Genomic DNA, 21,662 nt, shown 5'->3' on the forward strand with positions numbered 1-21,662 from the left:
GGAACACCATGCCCGCTGTCTCCGTCGTCATGCCGGCCTACAACGCCGAGCGGTACCTGGCCGAGGCCGTCGAGAGCATCCTCGAGCAGACGTTCGAGGACTTCGAGATGATCGTCCTCGATGACGGTTCGACCGACGGCACCCTGGCGATCCTGGATCGCTACGCCGCCGCCGACGGCCGCGTCCGCGTGATCAGCCGGCCGAACACGGGCATCGTCGGCGCCCTCAACGAGATGGTGGCGCACTCCCGGGGCGAGCTGCTGGCCCGCATGGACTCCGACGACGTCGCCCGGCCGGACCGCCTGGAGCGGCAGGTCGCCTACATGCGGGCGCGCCCGGAGTGCGTCTGCGTCGGCAGCTGGGTCGTCTTCATCGACTCCAAGGGGCGGCCGATCTCGCTCGGCCACGTCGACCCCGATGACGACGAGGCCCTGCAGGACGAGGCCCTCTCCGGCAGTTGCCCGCTGTGCCACCCCAGCGTCATGATGCGTGCAGACGTGGTGCGGGCCGTCGGCGGCTACTGCGAGAGCTTCTCGACGGCTCAGGACATCGACCTGTTCCTGAAGTTGGGCGATCGGGGCCGGCTGGGCAACATCCAGGAGCCGTTGCTGAAGTACCGGCTGCATGCGCAGTCGGTCAGCGAGCGCCGGCAGCGACTCCAGTTGCAGAACTTCCGCCGCGCCTCCGACGACGCCTGTGCCCGCCGAGGCCTGACTCCCCGGTTCGTCCCGCGGGCGCCGTGGCGTCCGGTCGACCGGGACTCGCTCCTGGGCTTCTATACCTGGTGCGGCTGGTCGGGGTTCATGCAGGGGGACCGGCGGATGGCCCTCGAGTACGGCCTGGAGGCTGTCCGGCTGATCCCCTGGCGGCCGGCCGGCTGGCGGCTGCTAGCCTGCGCCCTGCTGAAGAAGCCGCTGCCAGGCCCCATCCCGACGCCGCCCTGGCGCCCCGCCCCGGTCCCGAACCCGGATCCGACCCCGGTCTCGCCCCCCATGCCGGGTTGATCGCGATCCCGCCCGGATCGGCCCGATGGACACACTGCCAACCAGGATGCCCCGGCCACCCGCCGCCATCCTGACGACATGGGTAAGCCCGAATGGCGCCAGGATAACGCAACCCCTTCACCCGGCTTGATGTATCTCCGCTGTCGGCTCGGCCCTGCTCATATGCCTTCTCGCAGGTCCGGAGCCCGCGGGCGATCTGCCGCCGGGCCGCCCACCTCTGGACCTTAAGCCAAGCGTACGGCTTCGGCCGCCGCTTCACCGCCCGCGGCTCGTAGCGGTCCGGCCGGTCGCCCACCCACTTCAGCGCGATCAGCCCAGCAGCAGCGGCAGGTCCGCCGCGATCTGCGCCGGGTCGTCCAGGTGGCCCGCTTCGAATGCCCCCACCATATGCAGTGCCCCCTTGAAGCTCAGCCGCCGCGGTTCCATCCCCCCGGCCCGCGCCGCCTCGGCCATCAGCTCCCGAATCAGGTTGTAGGCCAGCATGCGGGCCGCCAACTCCTTGCGCACCAGGGCCGGGCTCCAGGGCCGCAACATCTCCATTTGCATCACTGTCTTCAACAAGCGTGTATTCATTTCGACCAGCCACCGCGCCGAGTACTGCGAGGCCCGCCCGATCGCCGCGTCGCGGCCCGCGACCGGGGCGTCGCACATCAGGACCCACTCCAGCGGCTCGACGCCCTCGGGCGGGTGCTCCTCCCAGACCCGCACCGCCGTGCAGGTCAGCCGCTCCGTGGCGTCGGCGGCCCGGCCCAGCCGCCGCGGGGCGACCAGCGCCACCGGGGTGACGCTGACCGACAGCGTCGCCGACCGCGCGGCCCGGCCCGGTCGCGACCGCAACTGGAGGACGAACTGGCCGAGGGCCGCCGAGGCGGCGACCTGGCGGCGCAGCGAGCCGTCGGGCCGGCCGGTCGCCGGGTCCATCACGATACGGTCGCGCGCCGCGGGCACGACGAAGCCGTGTCGGGCCCGCTGGCAGCTGCGGAGGAACTCGTCGATGTCCGCCTCGCGGTCGCAGACCCGCACCCAGCGGACCGCGGCCTCCTCGGGGGCCGGGCCGACCCGCTCGGTGGCCCGCTCCCAGGACTTAGGCGGGTCGGTCGGCTTGCGGGCCGGCGGCCGACGGCGGGTCGTGCCGGCCGGCAAGGGTGCTCGGACGTCGGACTGCTGGTCGGCCAGGCCGAGGACCTCCAGGGCGGGCCGCCGGCCGTGCGCGTCGGGGCGGACCTGCCCCGGCCAACGGGCCGCCAGGACGGTGTGCAGGTGGAATCCCGTCTGGCCCCGCCCGGAGTAGCCGACCGTACCCAGGCCGGGGACCGGCCGGCGGCCGGGGTAGGAGATGACGGTCGTGTCCTCGATCAGCAGGGAGGTCCCCCGCTGTCGAAGGGCCTCGGCCACGAGCCCGCGGTGCCCGGCCTGGAGGCGCTCGGGGGTGGCGTCGGCGTGGTCGAACAGGTGGTAGGCCGCCTTGATGTCGTAGCGGTCCTCGAACGGAGCCGGGATGCTGCGACCGGGCCGGTCGGCCCAGGCCCCGGCGATCCGGACGACCCTGCGGACGCGGCGGACATCGGCGAGGTCGGCCCCCGCGAAGTGGGCCGAGGCCCAACGGGTCGGCTCAGGTTCGGGGGGAATCGGCCGCTCCATCGCCGGGCCTCCTCACCAAGGGGACGAGAGCGCGGAGGAGAAGCTTCGACCATGCTACCAAGATTTGGGGAATGACAAGCGGCAGTGCCCACATGAGCGATGACTTCCGCCGGGAGCTGGAGTCCCTCGGCATGGCCAGCTCGCCGAGCTTCGTGCGGGAGCCGCAGGGGGACGGCCGCGCCGAGCGGTTCATCCGCACGCCCGAGGAGCAGCTGTTGTGGATACGGGCCTTCGCCACGGTCGCCGAGCTGTCCGAGGCGTTGCGGGAGTTCAAGCACACCTACGACGAGCGGTGGTTGATCGGCCGCCATGGCCATCGGCCGCCGAGTCAGGTGCGACGAGACCTCGCCGCTGGCCTGCCAGCAGCGGCGTGAGTACCATCAAGACCCCGTCCAGACAACTCAAAGGCGAAACAGATCGAACCACTCCTCACACCATCCCACTGATGTCGGAGAAACGTCGCCGAAGGCAGGTTGGGTGGGGGGGCGACCGCTCCCGAAAATCAGTCGTCGGCCGACAAGGGGCATCAGGCCGCCAGCGAGCGCGTCTGCCGGCTGAAGGTCTCGGCGTAACGGCCTCCGAGGCTGATTAGGTCGTCGTGGGAGCCCTGCTCGACGACCCGGCCCCCTTCGAGGATGAGGATCCGATCGGCCCGGCGGAAGGAAGCGACCTTGTGCGAGACGATCAGCGTGGTCCGGCCGGGCCGAGCCTCCGCGAGGGCGACCTGGACGCGGGCCTCCGTCTCGGCGTCGAGGGCGCTGGTGCAGTCGTCCAGCAGGAGCACCGACGGGTCGGCCACGACGGCCCGAGCCAGCGCCAGCCGCTGACGCTGGCCCCCCGAGAGGGAAAGGCCTCGCTCTCCGACCGGGGTATCCAGGCCGAGCGGCATCGCGTCGATCGTCGCGGCGAGGTCGGCCACCTCGAGGGCCCGACGCATCCGAGACTCGGACGCCTCGGGGCAGGCGTACAGGAGGTTCGAACGGATCGTCCCCTCGAACAGCATCGCCCGCTGCGGCACTAGGGCAAACCTGCGGCGGAGGTCGCCGAGCCGGAGGTCGCGGACGTCCGTGCCATCGACGAGGAGGGCACCACAACCTTCGGTCAGGTCGTAGAGCCGGAGGATCAGGGCGAGCAGCGTGCTCTTTCCGGAGCCGGAGGCGCCGAGGATGCTGACCGTCTCCCCCGGCCGGATCTCCAGGTTCAGTCCGTCGATCGCCGCCGGGGAGTCGGGGGCGTAGCAGAAGCGGACGTCCCGGAAGCAGATCGCCCCGAAGGTCGCATCGAGGGGCAGGGCGCCGGGGCGATCGGCGATCGGCTCGGGCTCGTCGAAGACCTCGAAAAGTCGTTCGATGGAGATGCGGGTGGCTGTCGCCGAGGCCGAGAACTGGGTGAGCCGGACGATCGGCCCGTAGAGCTGGCCGATCAACGCATAGAACGCCATCAACTGGCCGAAGCTCAGGTCGCCTCGCCCGACGAGGAGGGCCCCGTAGCCGACGACCAGGACCGTGCCAAGGCCGCTGATGAGCGTCGCCAGCGCCCCGAGGGACGCGGCGGCCCTCGAGTTCTGCCAGCTCATGCTGCGATGGGCGTCGATCCGCTCGTCCAGGGCCGACAGCTCGGCCTCTTCCTTAGCAAACGACTTGACGATCCGGACGGCCGACACGCGCTCGCTCAGCAACGCGTAGAGGACGGCGATCTGCGACCGGATCTCGCTCGATAGCCGGCGGATCCGCCTGGAGAACGCCCGGTGGTTCAGGGCGTACAGCGGCACAACCACCAGCGCCACCAGGGCCAGCCGCCATTCGAGCCAGGCGAGCACGACGGCGATGCCGGCGGCCAGGATCAGGTCGTTGATGAGCTGGAGCGAGCCGCTGTTGATGAACGTCAGGACCGAGCCGACGTCGCTGGTGACGCGAGCCATCAGCTTGCCCGTCTGCTGGGCGTCGAAGTAGGCCATAGGCAGGCGGAGGAGCTTGCGATTCAGGCCGCCTCGCAGGGCGACGACGACCTCCTGGGCGATCCGGCCCATCATCGCCGAGACCCGCCAGGCGAGCAGCGCCCGGGCGATGATGCAGGCGGCCGACACGCTCAGCCCGGCCAGGATCACCCGGGTCGCCTCGTCCGACTCAGCGATGCCGGCCGGCCCGCCTCGGGCTGCCAGGCCGACGAGGCGGTCGAGCACCCGGCCCTGGATCGGCGCGATCGGGAGCAGGAGAAGCGATTGCGCCAGCAGGCCGATGGCCCCCAGGGAGAGCTGGACACGGTACGGTCGCAGGAATTCGGCCTCCAGGCGTTCGAGGGGAGAGGCGGCCGGGAGGGGTGTCGTGGGCATCGTGGGGGCGACCTCACCAGGATTCGTCTCAGGCTCGGACATCGGCCGGGATGGGATCGGGCAGGGGGATCGAGAGGGGCCCGGCCTCCCTGGCCAAGGTGGACGCCGGGACGCCCGGCGTCCCGGCGATCGCCCGAGCCGGTTCGATCCGGGCGGGAGCCGGGCCGAAGCCCGACATCGCGGGGGCCTCGGGCAGCCCGAACTGTCGGGCGCAAAGGCGACGGTAGAGGCCGTTGGGCTCTGTGATCAGCCGGTCGTGGGTCCCCTTCTGGACGACCAGGCCGCCTTCCATGACGACGATCAGGTCGGCGTCGACGATCGTCGTCAGGCGGTGCGCGACGATGAACGCGGTGCGGCCACGCAGCAGGTTGGCCAACGCTTCCTGGATCGCAGACTCGCTAGCCGTGTCGAGCGAGCTGGTCGCCTCGTCGAGCACGACGATCGCCGGGTCGACGCAGAGCGCCCTGGCGATCGCCAGCCGCTGCCGCTGGCCCTGGCTCAGGGGGCGTCCCCCCTCGCCGACGAGCGTCTCGTAACCTTCGGGCAACTCCATGGCGAAGTCGTGGACCAGAGCGGCCCGGGCGGCGGCCTCAACCTGAGCGTCGGTCGCCCCAGGGTTCCCATAGCGGATGTTCTCGGCCAGAGAGGCCCGGAAGACCACCGGGTCCTGGAGCACCACGCCGATCTGACGGCGCAAGTCGTCGGTGGCGACGTGCCGGATGGGCGTGCCGTCGAGGCGGATCTCGCCCCAGGTCGGGTCGTAGAATCGCATCAACAGGTTCAAAAGCGTGCTTTTGCCGCAGCCGGTCGGTCCCACCAGGGCGACCTTCGTGCCGGGCTCGACGCGGAGCCTCACGTCCCAGACGACCGGCCGGCCCGGGGCGTAGCCGAAGCCGACGCGATCGAACTCGACCCGCCCGGAGACCCGCCCGAGAGCGATCGGCTCGGCCGGCTCGACGATGTCGGGCCGGAGGTCGAGGATCTCTCCCAGGCGATCGACGCTGGCGCCGGCCTGCTCGAAGACATAGGCCAGGTCCGCGAGCCGGCCGATCGGGCCGAAGAGCATCCCCGCGAGGGTCGAGGCGGCCACCACGCCGCCGGGCGTCATCCGGCCGTGCAGCACCTCGAACGCCCCCGCGGCGAAGACCGACGCCGTGCCCAGGGCGCTGATGGCCCCGCTGAGGTTGGCGAACGCGGCCCCGAGGCGCGCCTCCCGGACTCGGGGCCCATGGGCGTCGCCGAGCATGGTGGCGAAGTCCTCCTCCTCGGCCTGCTCCCGGGCGTGGACCTTGATCACCTGCACGCCGTCGATCCGCTCCTTCAGGTGTCCGAAGATCCGGTCCATCTTCGATCGGATCGCGGTGCTGTTCGCTCGGATCCTCGGGAGGAACGCGCGGTAGGCCAGCAGGTACAACGGCACGAATGTCAGGGCCACCAGGGCCAGCCAACCGTTCTGCCAGAGCAGGACGGCGCCGATGGCGGCGGTCGTGCCCAGGTCGGTGAGGACCGTCACGGTCTGGCCTGAGATGAAGCCCTGGATCGCGCCGACGTCGTCCATCATCCGAGAGATGATCGCCCCGGTCGGGGTGCGGTCATAGTACGTCAGGCCGAGCCGCTGGAGCCGCTCGTAGATGCCATGCCGGAGGTCCCGGACGACGTCCAGCCCGACCCGGCCGACGATCAGCGCGTTCGCCAGGTTCAACCCCGCCTGGGCCGCAAAGACGAGGAGCAGGGCTCCCGAGAGGAGGGGCAGCTCCCGCCAGTCTTCCCCGATCACGACCCGATCGACCAGCTCCCTGACCAGGAGCGGCACGGCCAGGGTCAGCAGGCAGGCCGTCACGGTCAGGCCGAGCGCGAGGGCCACACGCACCCGATACGGGGCAAGCCAGCAGCGGATTCGTCTCGCAGTGCTCACGCCAGGACTATCCGTGTCGAGTTCAACGACGAACGATCATCAGGCCGCGACTCGCCTTCGTGCCGCGTCTTTTCCATGAGAAATTTACTCTATCTGAGTTCTTACGGCCTGCCAAGGCGGTTCGCAACTGCCTCCCGAAATTCCGCTCGACCTCCGGATGCGATCGCCGAGGACGCAGGCTTCGTTGGCGTCGGACGCCATCGAAAGCCCTTCTCATGGAGAAATCATCTGCCCCGGCCGTGCCCCGGGGACCCGCTTCGCCGAGGGGAGTCTTGCAGTGGGAGTCCGCCGGTCGCGAGGCTTTGGTCCGAGGGGCCGACGACGATCGAGGAGGTCGTCTCGGGACCGTGGTGGACCCGCGATGTGGATCAGCGTCCGAGCGCGAGCAGGGCCCGCTCGACCTCGGGGGGGATCGGGCGGCGGCGGCGGATGACCCAGGGGAGCCCCGAGAGGGCGTCTCGCAACGCGGCTCGAGCATCCGGATCCCGGTAGCCGGCCGCGGCGAGGCGGGCGGTGCCATGCATCGCGGACCAGAGCGGCCGTCGGAGCCAGGCCGACCAGAGCGCGTTGCGGTACTGGACGCGGCGTCGCCCCGGCCTCGGGCCGGAGGCCACCGGGTGGTGGTGCGCGACGACGTCGTCGCAATAGCAGAGGCCCCACCCGGATGCCGCCAGGTCGATCGCGAGCAGCTCCTCCTCACCACCGACCCCGAAGCGGGCCTCGAAGCCGCCGACCTCCAGGAACGCGGACCGGCGGACGACCGCGCCGCATGCGAGGAATCCGAGGACCGGAGAGCCCGGCAGGCCTTCGTGGCGCGGCAACGGGCTGGAGGCCATTTCCAGGCAGGTCGGGTCGATCCGGCCCGATGGCTCGACGAGCACGCGGGCCGCGACCAGGGCGAGCGTCGGGTGGTCGTCGAGGCGATCGGCCGCGATCCTCAACGCTCCCGACGCCCACCAGGAGTCGTCGTCGCTGAATGCGACGTAGGCCGAGTCGGCCTCCCGCACGCCCACGTTGCGGGCCGCGGCGCCGAGATTCCTCCCGAGCGCGACCAGCCGGACCTCGGGGTACGCGTCCCGAACGAGATCGGCCGTCCCGTCCCGGGAGCCGTTGTCGACCAGGATGACGCGAGGAGACTCCGGGAGGGCCCGCAGCCAGTCGAGCGTCGCCCCGAGCCGTCCCCGCCGATCACGGGTCGCGATCACGACCGAGATCCGAGGATCCATCTCCGCTGGTCTCTCTCGTGCCACTGCGCCTCGATGCCGATTCCTTCGCACCCATTCTGCAGGGTGCATGCCAAACGCCGACGACCATGCCGATTCTTCCGAGAATCATGCGCCGTCGTTCGGCGGGATGGCCCTGGATTCGGGGCGAGGCGACTTCGGATGTCTTCTCTGCCATGCAGGAATGAGAATTGCTGGCAAGACGCCCCGTTCCCCGGGTCATCCGGGACGCCTGGCCCTGGCCCGCCATGGCGGGCCAGAGCGTGTGGAGGTCCACCGGCAACTAAAAAATTCGGCAATGTTTTCACATTCTCAATTAAAAGAGTATTCGTGTGATTTCGGCGTCGCGGGCCGCCCGGCCACGAACGGCCTCATGGCGTCGATCCCCGGGCCATCCTCTCCAGGTCCACGGGTCGACGGGCCTCGGGACCATTCAGGATTGGAGTGCCGCCTGCTCGGGCCGTCGTCGGGGCCGGGGAGGCCGCGGCGCGTGGCCATCTTCCGGGCGCTTCAGCTGGGCGACATGCTCTGCGCCGTCCCGGCCTTGCGGGCGTTCCGGGCGGCGCTGCCCGATGCCGAGCTGGTCCTGATCGGCCTCCCCTGGGCGAAATCCTTCGCCTCCCGGTTCCGCCGGTATCTCGACGGTTTCCGCGAGTTCCCCGGCTTCCCGGGGCTGCCCGAGCGTGCCCCGGAGGTCGGCCGCATCCCCGGGTTCTTCTCCGAGTTGCAGGCCGAGCGGTTCGACCTGGCGGTCCAGATGCACGGCAGCGGGCTGCTGACCAACCCCCTGGTGGAGCGGATCGGCGCCGGACGGTGCGCGGGTTTCTTCCGGCTTGGCGGACGCTGCCCCGACCCGGAGACGTTCATGCCCTGGCCGGAGGAGGGACTGGAGGTCCGCCGCCTGCTCCGGCTCCCGGAATATCTCGGGGCGCCTCCCCGGGGCGAGGAGCTGGAATTCCCCCTGGACGAGTCTGATGCGCGGTCGCTCCGCGAGGCGCTCGGGGAAGAGGAACTGGGGCCGATGCGCTATTGCTGCATTCATGCGGGAGCGAGCGTCCCCGGGCGCTGCTGGCCGCCCGGGCGCTTCGCCGCCGTGGCCGAAACCCTGTCTCGGTGCGGCCTGAAGGTTGTGCTGACCGGGACCGCGTCCGAGGCCGATCGAGCCCGGGCGGTGGCCCGCGGGTTGCGGGGGCCGTTTCTCGACATGACCGGGCGGACCGGCCTCGGCGCGCTGGGGGCCCTGCTGAGCGGGGCCAGGCTGCTGATCTGCAACGACACGGGCGTGTCCCACGTCGCGGCGGCCCTCCGCGTGCCGAGCGTCGTCCTCTCGACCGGGGACAACCCGAGCCGCTGGGCCCCCGCCGACTCCCGGCTCCACCGCGTCCTCTGCCCCGCACCTGACGTGCATCCGGGCGCAGTGATCGCCGAGGCCGAGGATCTCCTGCGGCTCGGGCGGGTCGGCCCCGGCCGCCGAAGTCCCGGGACGCTCCAACCATTCACGATCGCAGGCGAATGAGGATCGACATGAAGCCACTCCGGGTCCTGACGTGGCACGTCCACGGCAACTACCTGCTCTACCTGTCGCGGGCGGATGTCGAGTTCTATCTGCCGGTCCGGCCCGGCGGGCGAGACGGCTACGGGGGGCGAGGGCCGACCTTTCCGTTTCCCGACCGCGTCCGAGACGTGCCGGCCGAGGCGGTCCGCGAGCTGGAGTTCGACTGCGTGCTGTACCAGTCGCGCCGGAACTTCGAGGTCGATCGTCACGAGATCCTGAGCGATCGCCAGATGCGACTGCCGCGGATTTACCTGGAGCACGACCCTCCCCGGGCGCACCCGACCGACACGAGACACTGGTCGGACGACCCCAACGGCCTGCTCGTCCACGTCACGCCCTTCAACGACCTGATGTGGGACGACGGCCGGACGCCGAGCCGGGTCATCGAGCACGGAGTCTTCGTGCCCGACGGGGTCCGGTACACCGGGGAGATCGACCGCGGGATCGTTGTGGTCAACCACCTCCTGCGTCGCGGTCGGCTGCTGGGGGCCGACGTCTTCTCCCGGGCCCGAGCCCACATCCCGCTCGACCTGGTCGGGATGGACGCCGAGTCGCTGGGCGGGCTGGGCGAGGTGCGGCCGCCGGACCTGGCGGCCTTCGAGGCCCGATACCGCTTCTTCTTCAACCCGATCCGGTGGACCAGCCTCGGCCTGGCGATCATCGAGGCGATGATGATCGGCCTGCCGATCGTCGGCCTGGCGACCACCGAGCTGGCATCGGTCGTCGAGAACGGCGTCTCGGGCCACGTCGACACCGATCTCGATCGCCTGATCGTGCAGATGCGACGCCTCCTCGACGACCCGGACGAGGCCCGAAGGCTCGGCGAGGGGGCCCGGCGGACCGCCCGGGAGCGGTTCGGCATCGATCGCTTCGCACGGGACTGGGAGCGGGCCTTCGCCGACGTCACCGGGAGGCCGGCATCGGGCCGGGACCGGCATCGGCCCGCGTCGGCGCTCGCCTCGGGAGGTGTGCGATGAGGCGGATCGCCCTGATCAGCGACCACGCGTCTCCCCTGGCGACGCTCGGCGGCGTCGATGGCGGCGGCCAGAACGTCTACGTCGGCCAGCTTGCGCGGCACCTTGTCGCGCGAGGCGACCGCGTGGACATCTTCACCCGGCGCGACGCTGGCAACTTGCCCGACATCGTCCCCTGGGGCGAGGGGGGCCGCGTGATCCACGTCCCCGCCGGGCCGGCCGGCCGGGTGCGGAAGGAGGAGCTTCTGCCCTACATGGGCGAGTTCATCGAATTCGTCCTCCGGCACTGCCGGCGCCGTCCGTACGATCTCGTCCACGCGAACTTCTTCCTGTCGGCGCTGGTCGCGGCCGAGGTGAAGCGCGTGGTCGAGACGCCGTTCGTCGTCACCTTCCACGCGCTGGGCCGGGTCCGTCGGTTGCACCAGGGTGGGGCGGACGCCTTCCCCGAAGAGCGGCTCGCGATCGAGGACCGCGCCGTCCGCGAGGCCGACCGCATTATCGCCGAGTGCCCCCAGGACGAGGACGACCTGCACATCCTCTACGGTGCCGACCCGGCCCGGATCCGGACGGTCCCCTGCGGCTTCGACCCCGACGAGTTCCGGCCGCTCTCCAAGCCGCTGGCCCGGGCGATGCTCGGCCTCGACGGCCACGGGCCGATCCTGCTGCAGCTCGGCCGCATGGTCCCGCGCAAGGGGGTGGATAACGTCATCCGGGGCCTGGCCCTCCTCCGGAACGGCTCCGGGATCCCCGCCCGACTGCTGATCGTCGGCGGGGAGTCGAGCACCCCCGACCCGCGGCTCACGCCCGAGATCGGCCGGCTGATGGCGATCGCCGAACGGGAGGGGGTGGCCGACGCCGTGACCTTCGTCGGGAGCCGCGGCCGAGACGCCCTGAACGCCTACTACAGCGCCGCCGATGTCTTCATCACGACCCCGTGGTACGAGCCCTTCGGCATCACGCCGCTGGAGGCGATGGCCTGCGGCACGCCGGTCGTCGGCTCGGCGGTCGGGGGGATCAGGTCGACGGTCCAGGACGGCCGGACCGGGTACCTCGTCCCGCCGGAGGACCCGCCGGCGCTGGCCGCCCGGCTCGCCGACCTGCTGGGCGACCCGGAGCGGCTCCGGGCCTTCGGCCGCCGAGCCGTGCACGTCGCCCGATCCCGCTACACCTGGGCTCGGGTCGCCGAGTCCGTCTCCGCCGTTTACGAGGAGTTGATTCCCTCGCACTACTCGGGCTGCGCCCGAGCATGGGCGAACCGATCGACGTCGTCCGCCCGGCCGGCGTTCCGACCCGAGACGCCCGGGATCCGCCCGTCTTCCTGACCCCCTTGAGGAGCTTCCCGTGAGCAGTCTTGAGTCGAAGGTCGCAATGGTCACCGGCGGCGGCCAGGGCCTCGGCGAGGCGATCTGCCGGTCGCTCGCCCGGGCCGGTGCGACCGTCGTGTCGGCCGACGTCCGCGAGGAACGTGCCCGGGCCGTCGCCGACGCGATCCGGGCCGAGGGCGGCCAGGCCTCGGCGGTCCGGCTCGACGTCGCGTCGGAGGAGCAGGCGACCGAGGCGATCCGCCGGATCGTCGCCGAGCGCGGCCGCCTCGACGTGCTCGTCAACAACGCCGGAGTCGACCTAACGGTCTCCGTCGAGGATCTGTCGGTCGCCGACTGGGGCCGCATCCTCGGGGTGAACCTGAGCGGCCCGTTCATCATGTCCAAGCATGCGATGAAGGAGATGAGGTCCCAGGGCGGCGGGCATATCGTCAACATCGTCTCCACCGCGGCCAAGCGGGCCTGGCCGAACGCGGCGGCCTACCACGCCAGCAAGTGGGGCCTGCTCGGGCTGAGCCATGCCCTGCACGCCGAGGCCCGGCCGCATGGCGTCAAGGTCACGGCCGTGGTGGCCGGCGGGATGCGGACGCCTTTCCTGCTCGACCGGTTCCCCGACCTCGACCCCGGGGTGCTCCAGGACCCGGCCAACGTCGCCGAGACGGTCCGGTTCGTGCTGACCCAGCCCGACGAGACGGTCATCCCGGAAGTGATGGTCATCCCCATGCGAGAGACTTCCTGGCCATGATTCGACCCACTGCCCCGGGAGACCGGGCGGTCTTCCTCGACAAGGACGGGACCTTGATCGACGACGTCCCCTACAACGTCGACCCGGCGCTGATCCGGCTGGCTGCGGGCGCGCCGGAGGGGCTGCGATCCCTGCACGAGGCCGGCTTCAGGCTGATCGTCGTCTCGAACCAGTCGGGCGTGGCTCGGGGGCTTTTCCCAGAGGGCGCGCTCGGGCCGGTCCGGGCCAGGGTCGAGGAACTGCTGGCCGAGGCCGGCGTGACGCTCTCCGGCTTCTCCTACTGCCCGCACCACCCCGGCGGATCGGTCCCCGGGTATGCCGAGCGGTGCGATTGCCGGAAGCCCCGGCCGGGCATGCTCCTGGAGGCGGCTCGGGCGATGGGGATCGACCTCGGGCGGTCCTGGCTCGTGGGAGACATCCTGGACGACGTCGAGGCCGGCCGCCTCGCCGGCTGCAGGACCGTCCTGATCGACAACGGCAACGAGACCGAATGGGACCTGACTCCCGGCCGACAGCCGCACCACCGGGCCGCCGACCTGTCCGAGGCCGCCCGGGTCATCCTCGGCGACGATCTCGGGCCAATACGCACCAGACCTCCTGAGGACCTCCCATGAGCCTCCCCCTCTCCGAACTCATCGACAGGTTCCGCGGGCTCGAGATCCTCGTTATCGGCGAGGCGATGCTCGACTCCTACCTCGAGGGGACGACCGGGCGCCTCTGCCGGGAGGCCCCCGTGCCGATCGTCGCCCTGGACGGCCGCCACGACGCCCCCGGAGGCGCGGCAAACACCGCCGTCAACTCCGCCGCCCTCGGGGCCCGGGTCCGGTTCCTCTCGGTCGTCGGCGACGACTGCGAGGGGGACCTGCTGCTGCGGTCGCTCGCCGGGCTCGGGATCGACACGGCCGATGTCCTCGTCGAAGCGGGCCGTCGAACGCTGGCCAAGCACCGGGTCGTCGCCGCGTCGCAACTGCTCGTCCGGTTCGACCAAGGGGACACTGGCCCGCTCGACTCGGAGACCGAGCGGGCGCTGATCGATCGGCTGATCGACCTGTTCCCGAGCTGTGATGCCGTCATCATCTCGGACTACGGCTATGGCGTCCTCGCCCCGGCCGTTGTCGAGACCCTGACGGCGCTCCAGCGGCGATCGCCCCGCGTCCTGGTGGTGGACTCGAAGAATCTCGCCTCCTATCGCGAGGTCGGCCCGACCGCGGTCAAGCCGAACTACGAGGAGGCCGTTCAGCTGCTCGGGGGGTGGCGAGGCGGCGGTAGTTCCCGGGTCGAGGCGATCTCCGATCGGGGAGAATCCCTCCTCGACCAGACCGGCGCCCGGATGGCCGCGGTGACGCTTGACGCCGAGGGGGCAATCGTGATCGATCGCGGCCGGCCCCCTTACCGGACCTACGCGAAGCCGGCGAGGCACTCGCAGGCCGCCGGGGCGGGGGACACGTTCCTCGCCGCCCTCGGCCTCGCCCTGGCCGCCGGGGCGGAGACCCCCGCCGCCGCCGACCTGGCCTCGGCCGCCGGCGCAGTCGTGGTGGCGAGGGAGGGCACGGTCTCCTGCTCCGCACGGGATCTCCGCGACCAGCTCGCCGTCGAGGCCAAGCCGGCGACCGATGCCTCGGCGCTGGCGGCCCGTCTCGACGAACATCGGCGCCTCGGGCGCCGGATCGTCTTCACCAACGGCTGCTTCGACATCCTGCACCGCGGCCACGTCTCCTACCTGAGCCGGGCCAAGGCGCTGGGGGACGTGCTGGTCGTCGGCGTCAACTCCGACGACAGCATCCGAAGGCTCAAGGGGCCCAGCCGGCCGATCAACGCGCTGGAGGACCGTGTGCAACTGCTCGCTGCCCTGAGCTGCGTCGACCACATCGTCCCCTTCGGCGAGGACACGCCGGGCGACCTCATCCTGAGGGTCCGGCCCGACGTCTTCGTCAAGGGAGGCGACTACACCCGGGAACGGCTCCCCGAGGCCGCGATCGTGGAGGGATACGGGGGAGAGGTCCAGATCCTGCCCTTCGTCGCCGACCATTCCACGACCGACATCATCGAGCGCATCCGGGCGGTGTATGGCCTGGCCGGCAAGGGCGTGCACTCCCCCCGCTTCGACGAGTTCGCCCCGGCCGACGGGGTCGCCGACGTCCGGGGAGGGTTCGCATGAGCCGGGAGGCCGTCTGGGAGCAGGCCAGGCACGTGCTGTGCGTCCGGCTCGACGCCCTCGGCGACGTGCTGATGACGACCCCCGCGCTGCGGGCCCTCAGGGAATCAGCCCCGGGGCGGCGGATCACTCTTTTGACCTCTCCCTCGGGGGCGGCGCCCGGCCCGATGCTGCCCGAGGTCGACGAGTACATGATTTATGAGTCTCCCTGGATGAAGTCCTCGCCGCCGGGCGCGGACGGCCGGGCCGATCGGGAGATGATCGAACGGCTTCGCCTTCGGCGGTTCGACGCGGCCGTGATCTTCACCGTCTTCAGCCAGAACCCGCTGCCGGCAGCCCTGATGTGCCACCTGGCCGACATCCCACTCCGGCTGGCCTACTGCCGGGAGAACCCCTACCACCTGCTCACCGACCGGGTCGCCGAACCGGAGCCCGAGCAGTTCGTCCGCCACGAGGTCCGGCGCCAGCTCGACCTCGTCGCGTCGGTCGGCTCGAGGCCGTCCCATGAACGGCTCTCGCTCCGGGTGCCCGACGACGCCCGGTGCAGGGTTGCCGGGCTCCTGGCTCGCCTAGGGTTCGGCGACGGCGGGCCCTGGATCGTCATCCACCCAGGGGCCACGGCCCCCTCGCGTCGTTACCCTCCGGAGGGTTTCGCCGAGGCGGCCCGGAGCCTGGCGCGGGACCACGGCCTTCGGGTCGTCTTCACCGGGAGCGGCCCTGAGGGGGAACTGGTCAAGTCGATCCGATCGGCGATGGGAGTGCCCTCCGGCTCGCTCGTCGGCGAGCTGGGCCTGGCGGAGCTGGCCGCCCTGATCGAGCGGGCCCCGCTGCTGATAGCCAACAACACCGGGCCGGTCCATGTTGCCGCGGCGGTCGGGACACCCGTGGTGGACCTGTATGCCCTGACGAACCTCCAGCACACCCCCTGGGCCGTGCCAAGCAGGGTGCTCAACCGAGCGGTCCCGTGCGGGCCCTGCTACAAGAGCATCTGCCCCGAGGGGCACCACGATTGCCTTCGGCTCGTCTCGCCCGGCGAGGTGGTCCGGGCCGCGCTCGAACTGCTGGGAGAGCCCGCCGCTCGGCGGCCGCCGGCCCCTCGCCACGATCTTCGGAGGTTCGCCCATGTACACGCTCGGGATTAATGCCGCCTACCACGACCCGGCCGCATGCCTCGTCGACGATGGCCGGGTGGTCGCCGCGGCGGAGGACGAGCGCTTCACCCACGTCAAGCACGGCAAGCGGCCCGTCCCTTTCTCGACCTGGGAGCTGCCCTTCCACGCGATCGAATATTGCCTGAGAGAGGCGGGGATCACCCTGGCCGACGTCGACCACGTCGCCTACTCGTACGACCCGTACTTGCTGCTGGGCCGCCGGCGAAACGACGCGACGATCTCCCTGCCCATGGAGCCGAGCGCCCACCCCACCCCCGAGGAGTGGGAGGCGGCCTGGGATCCCCTGTTCCTCTCGTCGATCGTCAACGCCCCCCGGCAGCTACTCGACGGCGTCCCACACCACTTGAAGGACCGATTCCGGGACGCCCGCTCCCGAGGGCGGTTCCGCTGGCACTTCGTGGCGCACCACCTGGCGCACGCGGCCAGTGCCTTCCACGCCTCCCCGTTCGATCGCGCGGCCGTGCTCACCCTCGACGGCCGGGGAGAGCGGGCCACGACCGGCTACGCCGTCGGCCGGGGGGCCGAGCTGGAGTGGCTCGGGCAGGTTCACATGCCCCACTCGCTCGGCATCCTCTACGAGGAGTTGACCGAGTACCTCGGCTTCCTGCGCTCGTCGGACGAATACAAGGTGATGGCCCTGGCCTCCTTCGGCTCCCCCGCGTTCGCCCCGGAATTCCGGGAGATGATCAGGCTCGGCGAAGACGGCCAGTACACGATCGAGCCTCCCCGGCTGGCCGAGCGATTCGGCCCGGTCCGACAACGCGGCGGCCCCCTGGAGCAGCGGCATTACGACCTCGCGCACTCGCTCCAGGTCGTGCTCGAGGACACGGTGATCGAGCTGGCCCGATGGCTGCACGGGGCCTCGGGCTGCGACGACCTGTGCATGGCCGGAGGGGTCGCCCTGAACTGCGTGATGAACGCCCGGCTCCGGGACCGGGGGCCGTTCCGGCACATCTGGATCCAGCCGGCGGCCGGAGACGCCGGCACGGCCCTCGGCGCCGCGCTCTGGGTTGACGTCCGAGAGCGGCCGGGGAGTGACCGCCGATGGGTGATGGAACACGCCTTCCTCGGCCCGAGCTTCGAGGACGACGAGATCGAGGGCTTCCTCCGCTGGTCGAAGCTCCCGTATCGTCGCCTGGGCGACGTCCCCGGGGAGGTCGCCGACATCCTGGAGCGGGATCGCGTCATCGGCTGGTACCAGGGGCGCATGGAATTCGGCCCCCGGGCGCTCGGGGCGAGGTCGATCCTCGCCTCGCCGATCCACGCGGAGATGCAGGCGAAGCTCAACGAGATCAAGGACCGCGAGGATTTCCGGCCCGTGGCCCCGGTCGTGCTGGAGGAGGAGGCGAGCGCCTGGTTCGCCGGCGCCGGCGTCTCGCCCTTCATGCTCTTCGTCCACGACGTCCGGCCCGAGAAGGCCGACCGGATCCCGGCGGTCCGCCACGTCGACGGCACGGCCCGAATCCAGACGATCAACCAATCGCAGAATCCCATCTATTACGACCTATTGAAGGCATTCCAGGCCAGGACCGGGGTCCCCGTGCTGATCAACACCTCGTTCAACACCAGGGGAGAGCCGATCGTCTGCTCGCCCCGCGACGCGGTGGAGAGCTTCTGGACCTCGCCCCTGGACGCCCTGGTGATCGGCCCGTTCCTGCTCGAGAAGCCCGAGGCCCGGCAATGACCTTCCGAGAGACGTTGGACGCCCACCTCAACGCCATCCGCCGTCGGGATGCCGAGGCCCTGATGGCCACCCTGCCGGCGCCCGGTGCGTCGATCGTCCTGATCACGGCCGAGGGGTCGCTGGTCCGATCGGTGGAGGAGTTCGAGGGGATGCACCGGGGCTGGTTCTCCTCGACGACGTGGACGCTGGGGGCCGAGCCCGTCGAGCTGTTCGAGTCGGCCGATCTCGGAGTCGCCGTGCTGAGGCTGGACTACCGAGACGAGCCCCCCGAGGGTCCACTCGTCCGGCAGTCCAGCTACCTGACGCTCGTCTTCGCCCGGCGAGACGGCCGCTGGGCGATGGTCCAGGACCAGAACACGCCAATCCGGCCGTGATCTCCCGGGGGGAATCCGCCCATGCTCGCCTCGGTCGTCGTCCCCACCTACCATCGGCCTGAGCTGCTCGGACGCTGCCTCGACGCGCTGGCGACCCAGGATCTCGACCCGAAGATCTTCGAGGTGCTCGTGGTCGACGACGCGGCGAGCCCGGAGACAAGGAGGCAGGTCGAGGCCGTCGCCGCCGCGGCCCGACCGGCGATCCGCTACCTCGCCGTGACCGGCCGACACGGGCCGGCCGCGGCCCGCAACGCCGGCTGGCGGGCGGCCCGCGGCGAGGTCCTTGCGTTCACTGACGACGACTGCATCCCCGTCCGGGGCTGGCTGGCGGCGGGCCTCTCAGCCATCGAGGGGGGTGCCTCGGCGGCCTGCGGGCGGGTCGTCATGCCGCTCCCCGACGTGCCGACGGACTACCAGCGCAACGCCGCCGGGCTGGCCTCAGCGGAGTTCGTCACGGCCAACTGCTTCTGCCGTCGAGACGCCCTGGAGTCCGTCGGCGGCCTTGACGAGCGGTTCTCCGCCGCCTGGCGAGAGGACAGCGACCTCCATTTCGCCCTGCTCCGGGCGGGCCTCTCCATCGTTCGAGCCCCGGATGCAATCGTCGTCCACCCGGTCCGCCCCGCGCCCTGGGGCATCAGCCTCCGCCAGCAGCGAAAGACCCTGTTTGATGCGCTGCTCTATCGGAAATTCCCCGATCTGTACCGGCGAAGGATTCGGCCGGTCCCGCCCTGGGACTATTACGCCATCGCGGCCTCGATCGGCCTCGGGGCGGTTGCCGCCGGCCTCGGCCACCCTCGCGTGGCCCTCGCCGCCGCGGCCCTCTGGGCTCTGCTAACCGGCCGGTTCTGCGCCCGACGCCTGCGAGGGAATTCGCTCGAGTTGCGGCACGTCGCCGAGATGATCATCACCTCGGCCCTGATCCCCCCGCTGTCGGTCTTCTGGCGGCTCTACGGGTCTTGGAAGTTCCGCGTTCTGTTCCTCTGACGGCCTAACAAAGGGGCACCCCCCGATGCGACTCCCGAGGTTCTTGCAGGTCGAACCGGTTGGACAGTGCAACCTGCGCTGCCGGATGTGTCCGATCCAGTTCCGACGGGATGGGCCCCCGCACGGGCCGCCGGCCTTCATGGACTTCGACCTCTTCGCCCGGCTGCTCGACCAGTTCGCCGACCTCGAAGAGCTCCAGCTCCAGGGGCTTGGCGAGCCGATGATGCACCCGAGGTTCTTCGACATGATCTCCCTGGCATCGGGGCGAGGGATCAAGGTCAGCACGAACACGAATCTGACGCTCCTGACCGCGAGCAGGGCCGAGCGGTGCGTGACCAGCGGCCTAGCCGAGCTGCACGCCTCGATCGACGGGGCGACCGCCGAGACCTACGAGCGCATCCGCGTCCGAGCCCGCTTCGACCGCATCGTCCGGAACCTTGCGGGGCTCGTCAAAGCGAGGGAGCGCCTCGCAAGCGCCACGCCCCGCATCCGGATGGTCGTCGTGGCGATGCGGCAGAACCTGCCCGAGTTCCCCGACCTCGTCCGGCTGGCGCACCGGCTGGGGATCGATTCGGTCTTCGTCCAGCACCTCTGCCATGACTTCGGCGAGTCGAGCCTGCCGCCCCACTACCGCCCGATGCGCGACTTCGTCGAGGGCGAGACGCTGGTGAATGAAGACCAGGACCGCGTTGCCCGCTACTTCGGCGAGGCGCGGGACCTTGCCCGAGAACTGGAGGTGGACCTCCGCCTGCCCGCGACCCAGCCGAAACCCCATCCCCCCGGCACCCCAGGCCCGAAGCGGTGCGACTGGCCGTGGCGAGGGGCTTACGTCAGCTATCAGGGGCTCTCAATGCCCTGCTGCATGGTCTCGACCCCCGACCGGATCAACCTGGGAGACATGGCCGCAGAAGGCGCCGGGAAGGTCTGGAGTGGCGAGCCGTACCAGTCCTTCCGCGAGGCGTTGTCGTCCGAGTCCCCGCCCGAAGTCTGCCGCTCCTGCGCGATCTATTCTGGCACCTTCTGAATCCGACCGTTGCAGCGTGCGCGAGCCGACAACCTCGGTCAACTAGAGGGTTGATCTCGTGTCTCGCGACCATCGTTCGAGGACGACCCCTCCATGACCTAACCACCCGAAGCCCGGCCGCTCCATGGCGCCTGCGCCATCACCTACTTCATCGCGAACAAGGGTACAAAATTTCTACAATAAAAATTATTAGTTTAATGCGAGTGTGTGACCTCCGAATGATGTGAATATCGGCACAAATGACCGCCTCAGGCGGCCACCGGCAAGCCGTCCCCATCGATCCGCTGCCAGAACTGCGACCCGCGGCCCGCCGTGTACGTCAGGCAACGGACGCTCAGCACCGCCGCCGCTCCCGCCTCCTTCCAGCGCATCCCCGAGCCGCACCGCCGCTGCTTCACCAGCACCTTGCACGCCGCCTCCGTCACCCCGCTGCCGATCGGCAGCTCCTGCTCCACCAGCTCGGCGTAGTTCAGCCGGCCTCCCTTGACCTGGTTGCGCAGGTAGGTCTGCGCCTTCTCCACCGCCTCCGGCAGTCGTCTCTTGCCCAGGGCAGCCCCACGAGTCTGCAGCTCCTCGATCAACGCCCCGGCCGCCCCCGGCTCGTGCTTCAGCCGGTGGCACCAGGCGTCGACCCACGGGCGTAGGCCCGACCCGTCGGAGGCGAACGACGCCTCGGCAGCCGCCCAGACGTATTGCGTCACGTGGTAGAAGTCCACGACCTTCACGTCGGTGACCAGCTCCAGGTAGGTCCAGTTCTCCTTGGCACCGTCGGCCAGCCCCACATATCGTGCCCGGGGGCACGCCGCCTTGGCCCGGTCGATCTCCCGATCGAACCGCTGCTGGAAAGTCAGCTTGCCGTACTCGGGCGTCGCCGCCGTGTAGACCGTGTGCAGCCGCTCGCCCTGCTTGTTGTAGAAGCCCAGCGTGCCGACCATCGCCTCACGCCGGGTCTCCTTGCCCATGAGCATGCAGGTGCCGCCCAGGCCGACGGTGACGGTGGCCACCGGCTCGTCGAAGGCGGGCAGCTGGTACTCCCAGTCGGCCTCGCGGGCCAGGGCCACCGCGGCCACCGCGTCGGCGACATTCCGCACGAAGGAGCGGGCGACCTGACGGCCGTGGTTCTCGGCCAGGTCGGCGATCACCCGGGCCGAGCCGAACTCGGCGTACTTGTGGGCGAGCTTCTTGGCGAAGCGCGGGGTGGAGCTGACGACGATGCGGGCGTCGCGGTCGAGGAGGCAGAAGGTCTTGCCGCCGCGCGAGGGCTGATAGACGTGGCGGCGGACGGTGGCCACGCCGTAGGGGGTCTGGTAGTCCTTCGGCAGCCGGCCCTTTCTGGTGAGCTTCCGGCCGTCGACGGTGATGGACTTGCCGTCGGTGTCGAAGCGGCCGAAGGCCTCGGCGGTGGCGACGACGCCGGCCTGGTTGAGGGCCCGCTGGATGACGTCCTCGGCCTCGAGCATCGAGCCGCTGTAGGGGACCTGGACCTGGATGGTAAAGCCGGTCTCGGTGCGGGAGACGGTCCGGGCGCTCATGGGGCGGACTCCGAGGGTGCGGGTAA

General features: G+C 70.6%; 18 protein-coding genes. 13 read left to right on the plus strand and 5 right to left on the minus strand.

From position 1 onward, the window contains the following. The first annotated feature begins 8 nt into the window (after nt 1–8). Nucleotides 9–1,004: a glycosyltransferase family 2 protein gene (locus ElP_RS20365; RefSeq protein WP_145272394.1), complete on the plus strand. Its 996-nt coding sequence runs from the start codon at nt 9–11 to the stop codon at nt 1,002–1,004. A 309-nt stretch (nt 1,005–1,313) separates the two neighbouring features. Here ElP_RS20365 and ElP_RS20370 read toward each other — a convergent pair whose 3' ends face one another. After that, nucleotides 1,314–2,645, minus strand: coding sequence for an IS4/Tn5 family transposase DNA-binding protein (locus ElP_RS20370; protein ID WP_145272396.1), 1,332 nt, complete (start codon nt 2,643–2,645; stop codon nt 1,314–1,316). Between the two features lie 92 nt (nt 2,646–2,737). Here ElP_RS20370 and ElP_RS20375 point away from each other — a divergent pair, with 92 nt between their 5' ends. Then, a complete protein-coding gene (locus tag ElP_RS20375) occupies nt 2,738–3,019 on the plus strand; it encodes a hypothetical protein (RefSeq protein WP_197446215.1) in 282 nt (93 codons plus the stop codon). A gap of 152 nt (nt 3,020–3,171) precedes the next feature. On the opposite strand, the gene ElP_RS20380 is transcribed toward ElP_RS20375, so the two are convergent. The 3 genes from ElP_RS20380 to ElP_RS20390 form a co-directional block, all read right to left on the minus strand. After that, nucleotides 3,172–4,977 (minus strand): ABC transporter ATP-binding protein, encoded by a 1,806-nt coding sequence (locus tag ElP_RS20380; protein ID WP_197446216.1) that lies wholly within the window; start codon nt 4,975–4,977, stop codon nt 3,172–3,174. A gap of 28 nt (nt 4,978–5,005) precedes the next feature. After that, a complete protein-coding gene (locus tag ElP_RS20385) occupies nt 5,006–6,892 on the minus strand; it encodes an ABC transporter ATP-binding protein (RefSeq protein WP_145272401.1) in 1,887 nt (628 codons plus the stop codon). Between the two features lie 368 nt (nt 6,893–7,260). Beyond that, entirely contained in the window at nt 7,261–8,118 is an 858-nt protein-coding gene (locus ElP_RS20390; protein WP_145272402.1) for a glycosyltransferase family 2 protein, read from the minus strand. Nucleotides 8,119–8,605: 487 nt separating this feature from the next. Between ElP_RS20390 and ElP_RS20395 the strand changes: the two genes are divergently transcribed. Genes ElP_RS20395 through ElP_RS20445 form a run of 11 tightly spaced genes read left to right on the plus strand, consistent with a single transcriptional unit; the run spans nt 8,606 to nt 20,104 of the window. After that, entirely contained in the window at nt 8,606–9,631 is a 1,026-nt protein-coding gene (locus ElP_RS20395; RefSeq protein ID WP_197446218.1) for a glycosyltransferase family 9 protein, read from the plus strand. Beyond that, nucleotides 9,628–10,647 (plus strand): glycosyltransferase, encoded by a 1,020-nt coding sequence (locus ElP_RS20400; RefSeq protein WP_145272405.1) that lies wholly within the window; start codon nt 9,628–9,630, stop codon nt 10,645–10,647. Before ElP_RS20395 ends, ElP_RS20400 begins: the two co-directional genes overlap by 4 nt. After that, nucleotides 10,644–11,966 (plus strand): glycosyltransferase, encoded by a 1,323-nt coding sequence (locus ElP_RS20405; protein ID WP_145272407.1) that lies wholly within the window; start codon nt 10,644–10,646, stop codon nt 11,964–11,966. The genes ElP_RS20400 and ElP_RS20405 overlap by 4 nt, the downstream gene beginning before the upstream one ends. Nucleotides 11,967–11,985: 19 nt before the next feature. Beyond that, nucleotides 11,986–12,711, plus strand: coding sequence for an SDR family oxidoreductase (locus tag ElP_RS20410; protein WP_145272408.1), 726 nt, complete (start codon nt 11,986–11,988; stop codon nt 12,709–12,711). Continuing rightward, the gene (locus ElP_RS20415) at nt 12,708–13,325 is read left to right on the plus strand and encodes a D-glycero-alpha-D-manno-heptose-1,7-bisphosphate 7-phosphatase (protein WP_145272410.1); all 618 of its coding nucleotides are present in this window, start codon (nt 12,708–12,710) and stop codon (nt 13,323–13,325) included. The genes ElP_RS20410 and ElP_RS20415 overlap by 4 nt, the downstream gene beginning before the upstream one ends. Then, nucleotides 13,322–14,869 carry a D-glycero-beta-D-manno-heptose 1-phosphate adenylyltransferase gene (rfaE2, locus tag ElP_RS20420; RefSeq protein WP_145272411.1) on the plus strand — a complete coding sequence of 516 codons (1,548 nt, stop codon included), beginning with the start codon at nt 13,322–13,324 and terminating at the stop codon, nt 14,867–14,869. The genes ElP_RS20415 and rfaE2 overlap by 4 nt, the downstream gene beginning before the upstream one ends. Continuing rightward, the gene (locus ElP_RS20425) at nt 14,866–16,008 is read left to right on the plus strand and encodes a glycosyltransferase family 9 protein (protein ID WP_145272413.1); all 1,143 of its coding nucleotides are present in this window, start codon (nt 14,866–14,868) and stop codon (nt 16,006–16,008) included. Before rfaE2 ends, ElP_RS20425 begins: the two co-directional genes overlap by 4 nt. Next, nucleotides 15,989–17,722 (plus strand): carbamoyltransferase family protein, encoded by a 1,734-nt coding sequence (locus ElP_RS20430; protein ID WP_145272415.1) that lies wholly within the window; start codon nt 15,989–15,991, stop codon nt 17,720–17,722. The genes ElP_RS20425 and ElP_RS20430 overlap by 20 nt, the downstream gene beginning before the upstream one ends. Beyond that, entirely contained in the window at nt 17,719–18,096 is a 378-nt protein-coding gene (locus ElP_RS20435) for a YybH family protein (protein ID WP_145272416.1), read from the plus strand. The genes ElP_RS20430 and ElP_RS20435 overlap by 4 nt, the downstream gene beginning before the upstream one ends. A 21-nt stretch (nt 18,097–18,117) precedes the next feature. Further along, nucleotides 18,118–19,080: a glycosyltransferase family 2 protein gene (locus ElP_RS20440; protein WP_145272418.1), complete on the plus strand. Its 963-nt coding sequence runs from the start codon at nt 18,118–18,120 to the stop codon at nt 19,078–19,080. Between the two features lie 25 nt (nt 19,081–19,105). Further along, nucleotides 19,106–20,104, plus strand: a complete 999-nt coding sequence (locus tag ElP_RS20445; RefSeq protein WP_145272419.1) for a radical SAM protein — start codon at nt 19,106–19,108, stop codon at nt 20,102–20,104. A 248-nt stretch (nt 20,105–20,352) separates the two neighbouring features. On the opposite strand, the gene ElP_RS20450 is transcribed toward ElP_RS20445, so the two are convergent. Then, nucleotides 20,353–21,636 carry an ISKra4 family transposase gene (locus ElP_RS20450; protein ID WP_145272421.1) on the minus strand — a complete coding sequence of 428 codons (1,284 nt, stop codon included), beginning with the start codon at nt 21,634–21,636 and terminating at the stop codon, nt 20,353–20,355. Between the last annotated feature and the right edge of the window lie 26 nt (nt 21,637–21,662).

This window comes from Tautonia plasticadhaerens, assembly GCF_007752535.1.
GTDB classification, from domain to species: Bacteria; Planctomycetota; Planctomycetia; order Isosphaerales; family Isosphaeraceae; genus Tautonia; species Tautonia plasticadhaerens.

What these genes read in the sequence shown, in the direction of transcription:
- ElP_RS20450 (WP_145272421.1), bottom strand. Translation starts at nt 21,636, where the DNA reads ATGAGCGCCCGGACCGTCTCCCGCACCGAGACCGGCTTTACCATCCAG.
- ElP_RS20365 (WP_145272394.1), top strand. Translation starts at nt 9, where the DNA reads ATGCCCGCTGTCTCCGTCGTCATGCCGGCCTACAACGCCGAGCGGTAC.
- ElP_RS20375 (WP_197446215.1), top strand. Translation starts at nt 2,738, where the DNA reads ATGAGCGATGACTTCCGCCGGGAGCTGGAGTCCCTCGGCATGGCCAGC.
- ElP_RS20415 (WP_145272410.1), top strand. Translation starts at nt 12,708, where the DNA reads ATGATTCGACCCACTGCCCCGGGAGACCGGGCGGTCTTCCTCGACAAG.
- ElP_RS20390 (WP_145272402.1), bottom strand. Translation starts at nt 8,118, where the DNA reads ATGGATCCTCGGATCTCGGTCGTGATCGCGACCCGTGATCGGCGGGGA.
- rfaE2 (WP_145272411.1), top strand. Translation starts at nt 13,322, where the DNA reads ATGAGCCTCCCCCTCTCCGAACTCATCGACAGGTTCCGCGGGCTCGAG.
- ElP_RS20435 (WP_145272416.1), top strand. Translation starts at nt 17,719, where the DNA reads ATGACCTTCCGAGAGACGTTGGACGCCCACCTCAACGCCATCCGCCGT.
- ElP_RS20440 (WP_145272418.1), top strand. Translation starts at nt 18,118, where the DNA reads ATGCTCGCCTCGGTCGTCGTCCCCACCTACCATCGGCCTGAGCTGCTC.
- ElP_RS20445 (WP_145272419.1), top strand. Translation starts at nt 19,106, where the DNA reads ATGCGACTCCCGAGGTTCTTGCAGGTCGAACCGGTTGGACAGTGCAAC.
- ElP_RS20430 (WP_145272415.1), top strand. Translation starts at nt 15,989, where the DNA reads ATGTACACGCTCGGGATTAATGCCGCCTACCACGACCCGGCCGCATGC.
- ElP_RS20425 (WP_145272413.1), top strand. Translation starts at nt 14,866, where the DNA reads ATGAGCCGGGAGGCCGTCTGGGAGCAGGCCAGGCACGTGCTGTGCGTC.
- ElP_RS20380 (WP_197446216.1), bottom strand. Translation starts at nt 4,977, where the DNA reads ATGCCCACGACACCCCTCCCGGCCGCCTCTCCCCTCGAACGCCTGGAG.
- ElP_RS20405 (WP_145272407.1), top strand. Translation starts at nt 10,644, where the DNA reads ATGAGGCGGATCGCCCTGATCAGCGACCACGCGTCTCCCCTGGCGACG.
- ElP_RS20370 (WP_145272396.1), bottom strand. Translation starts at nt 2,645, where the DNA reads ATGGAGCGGCCGATTCCCCCCGAACCTGAGCCGACCCGTTGGGCCTCG.
- ElP_RS20400 (WP_145272405.1), top strand. Translation starts at nt 9,628, where the DNA reads ATGAGGATCGACATGAAGCCACTCCGGGTCCTGACGTGGCACGTCCAC.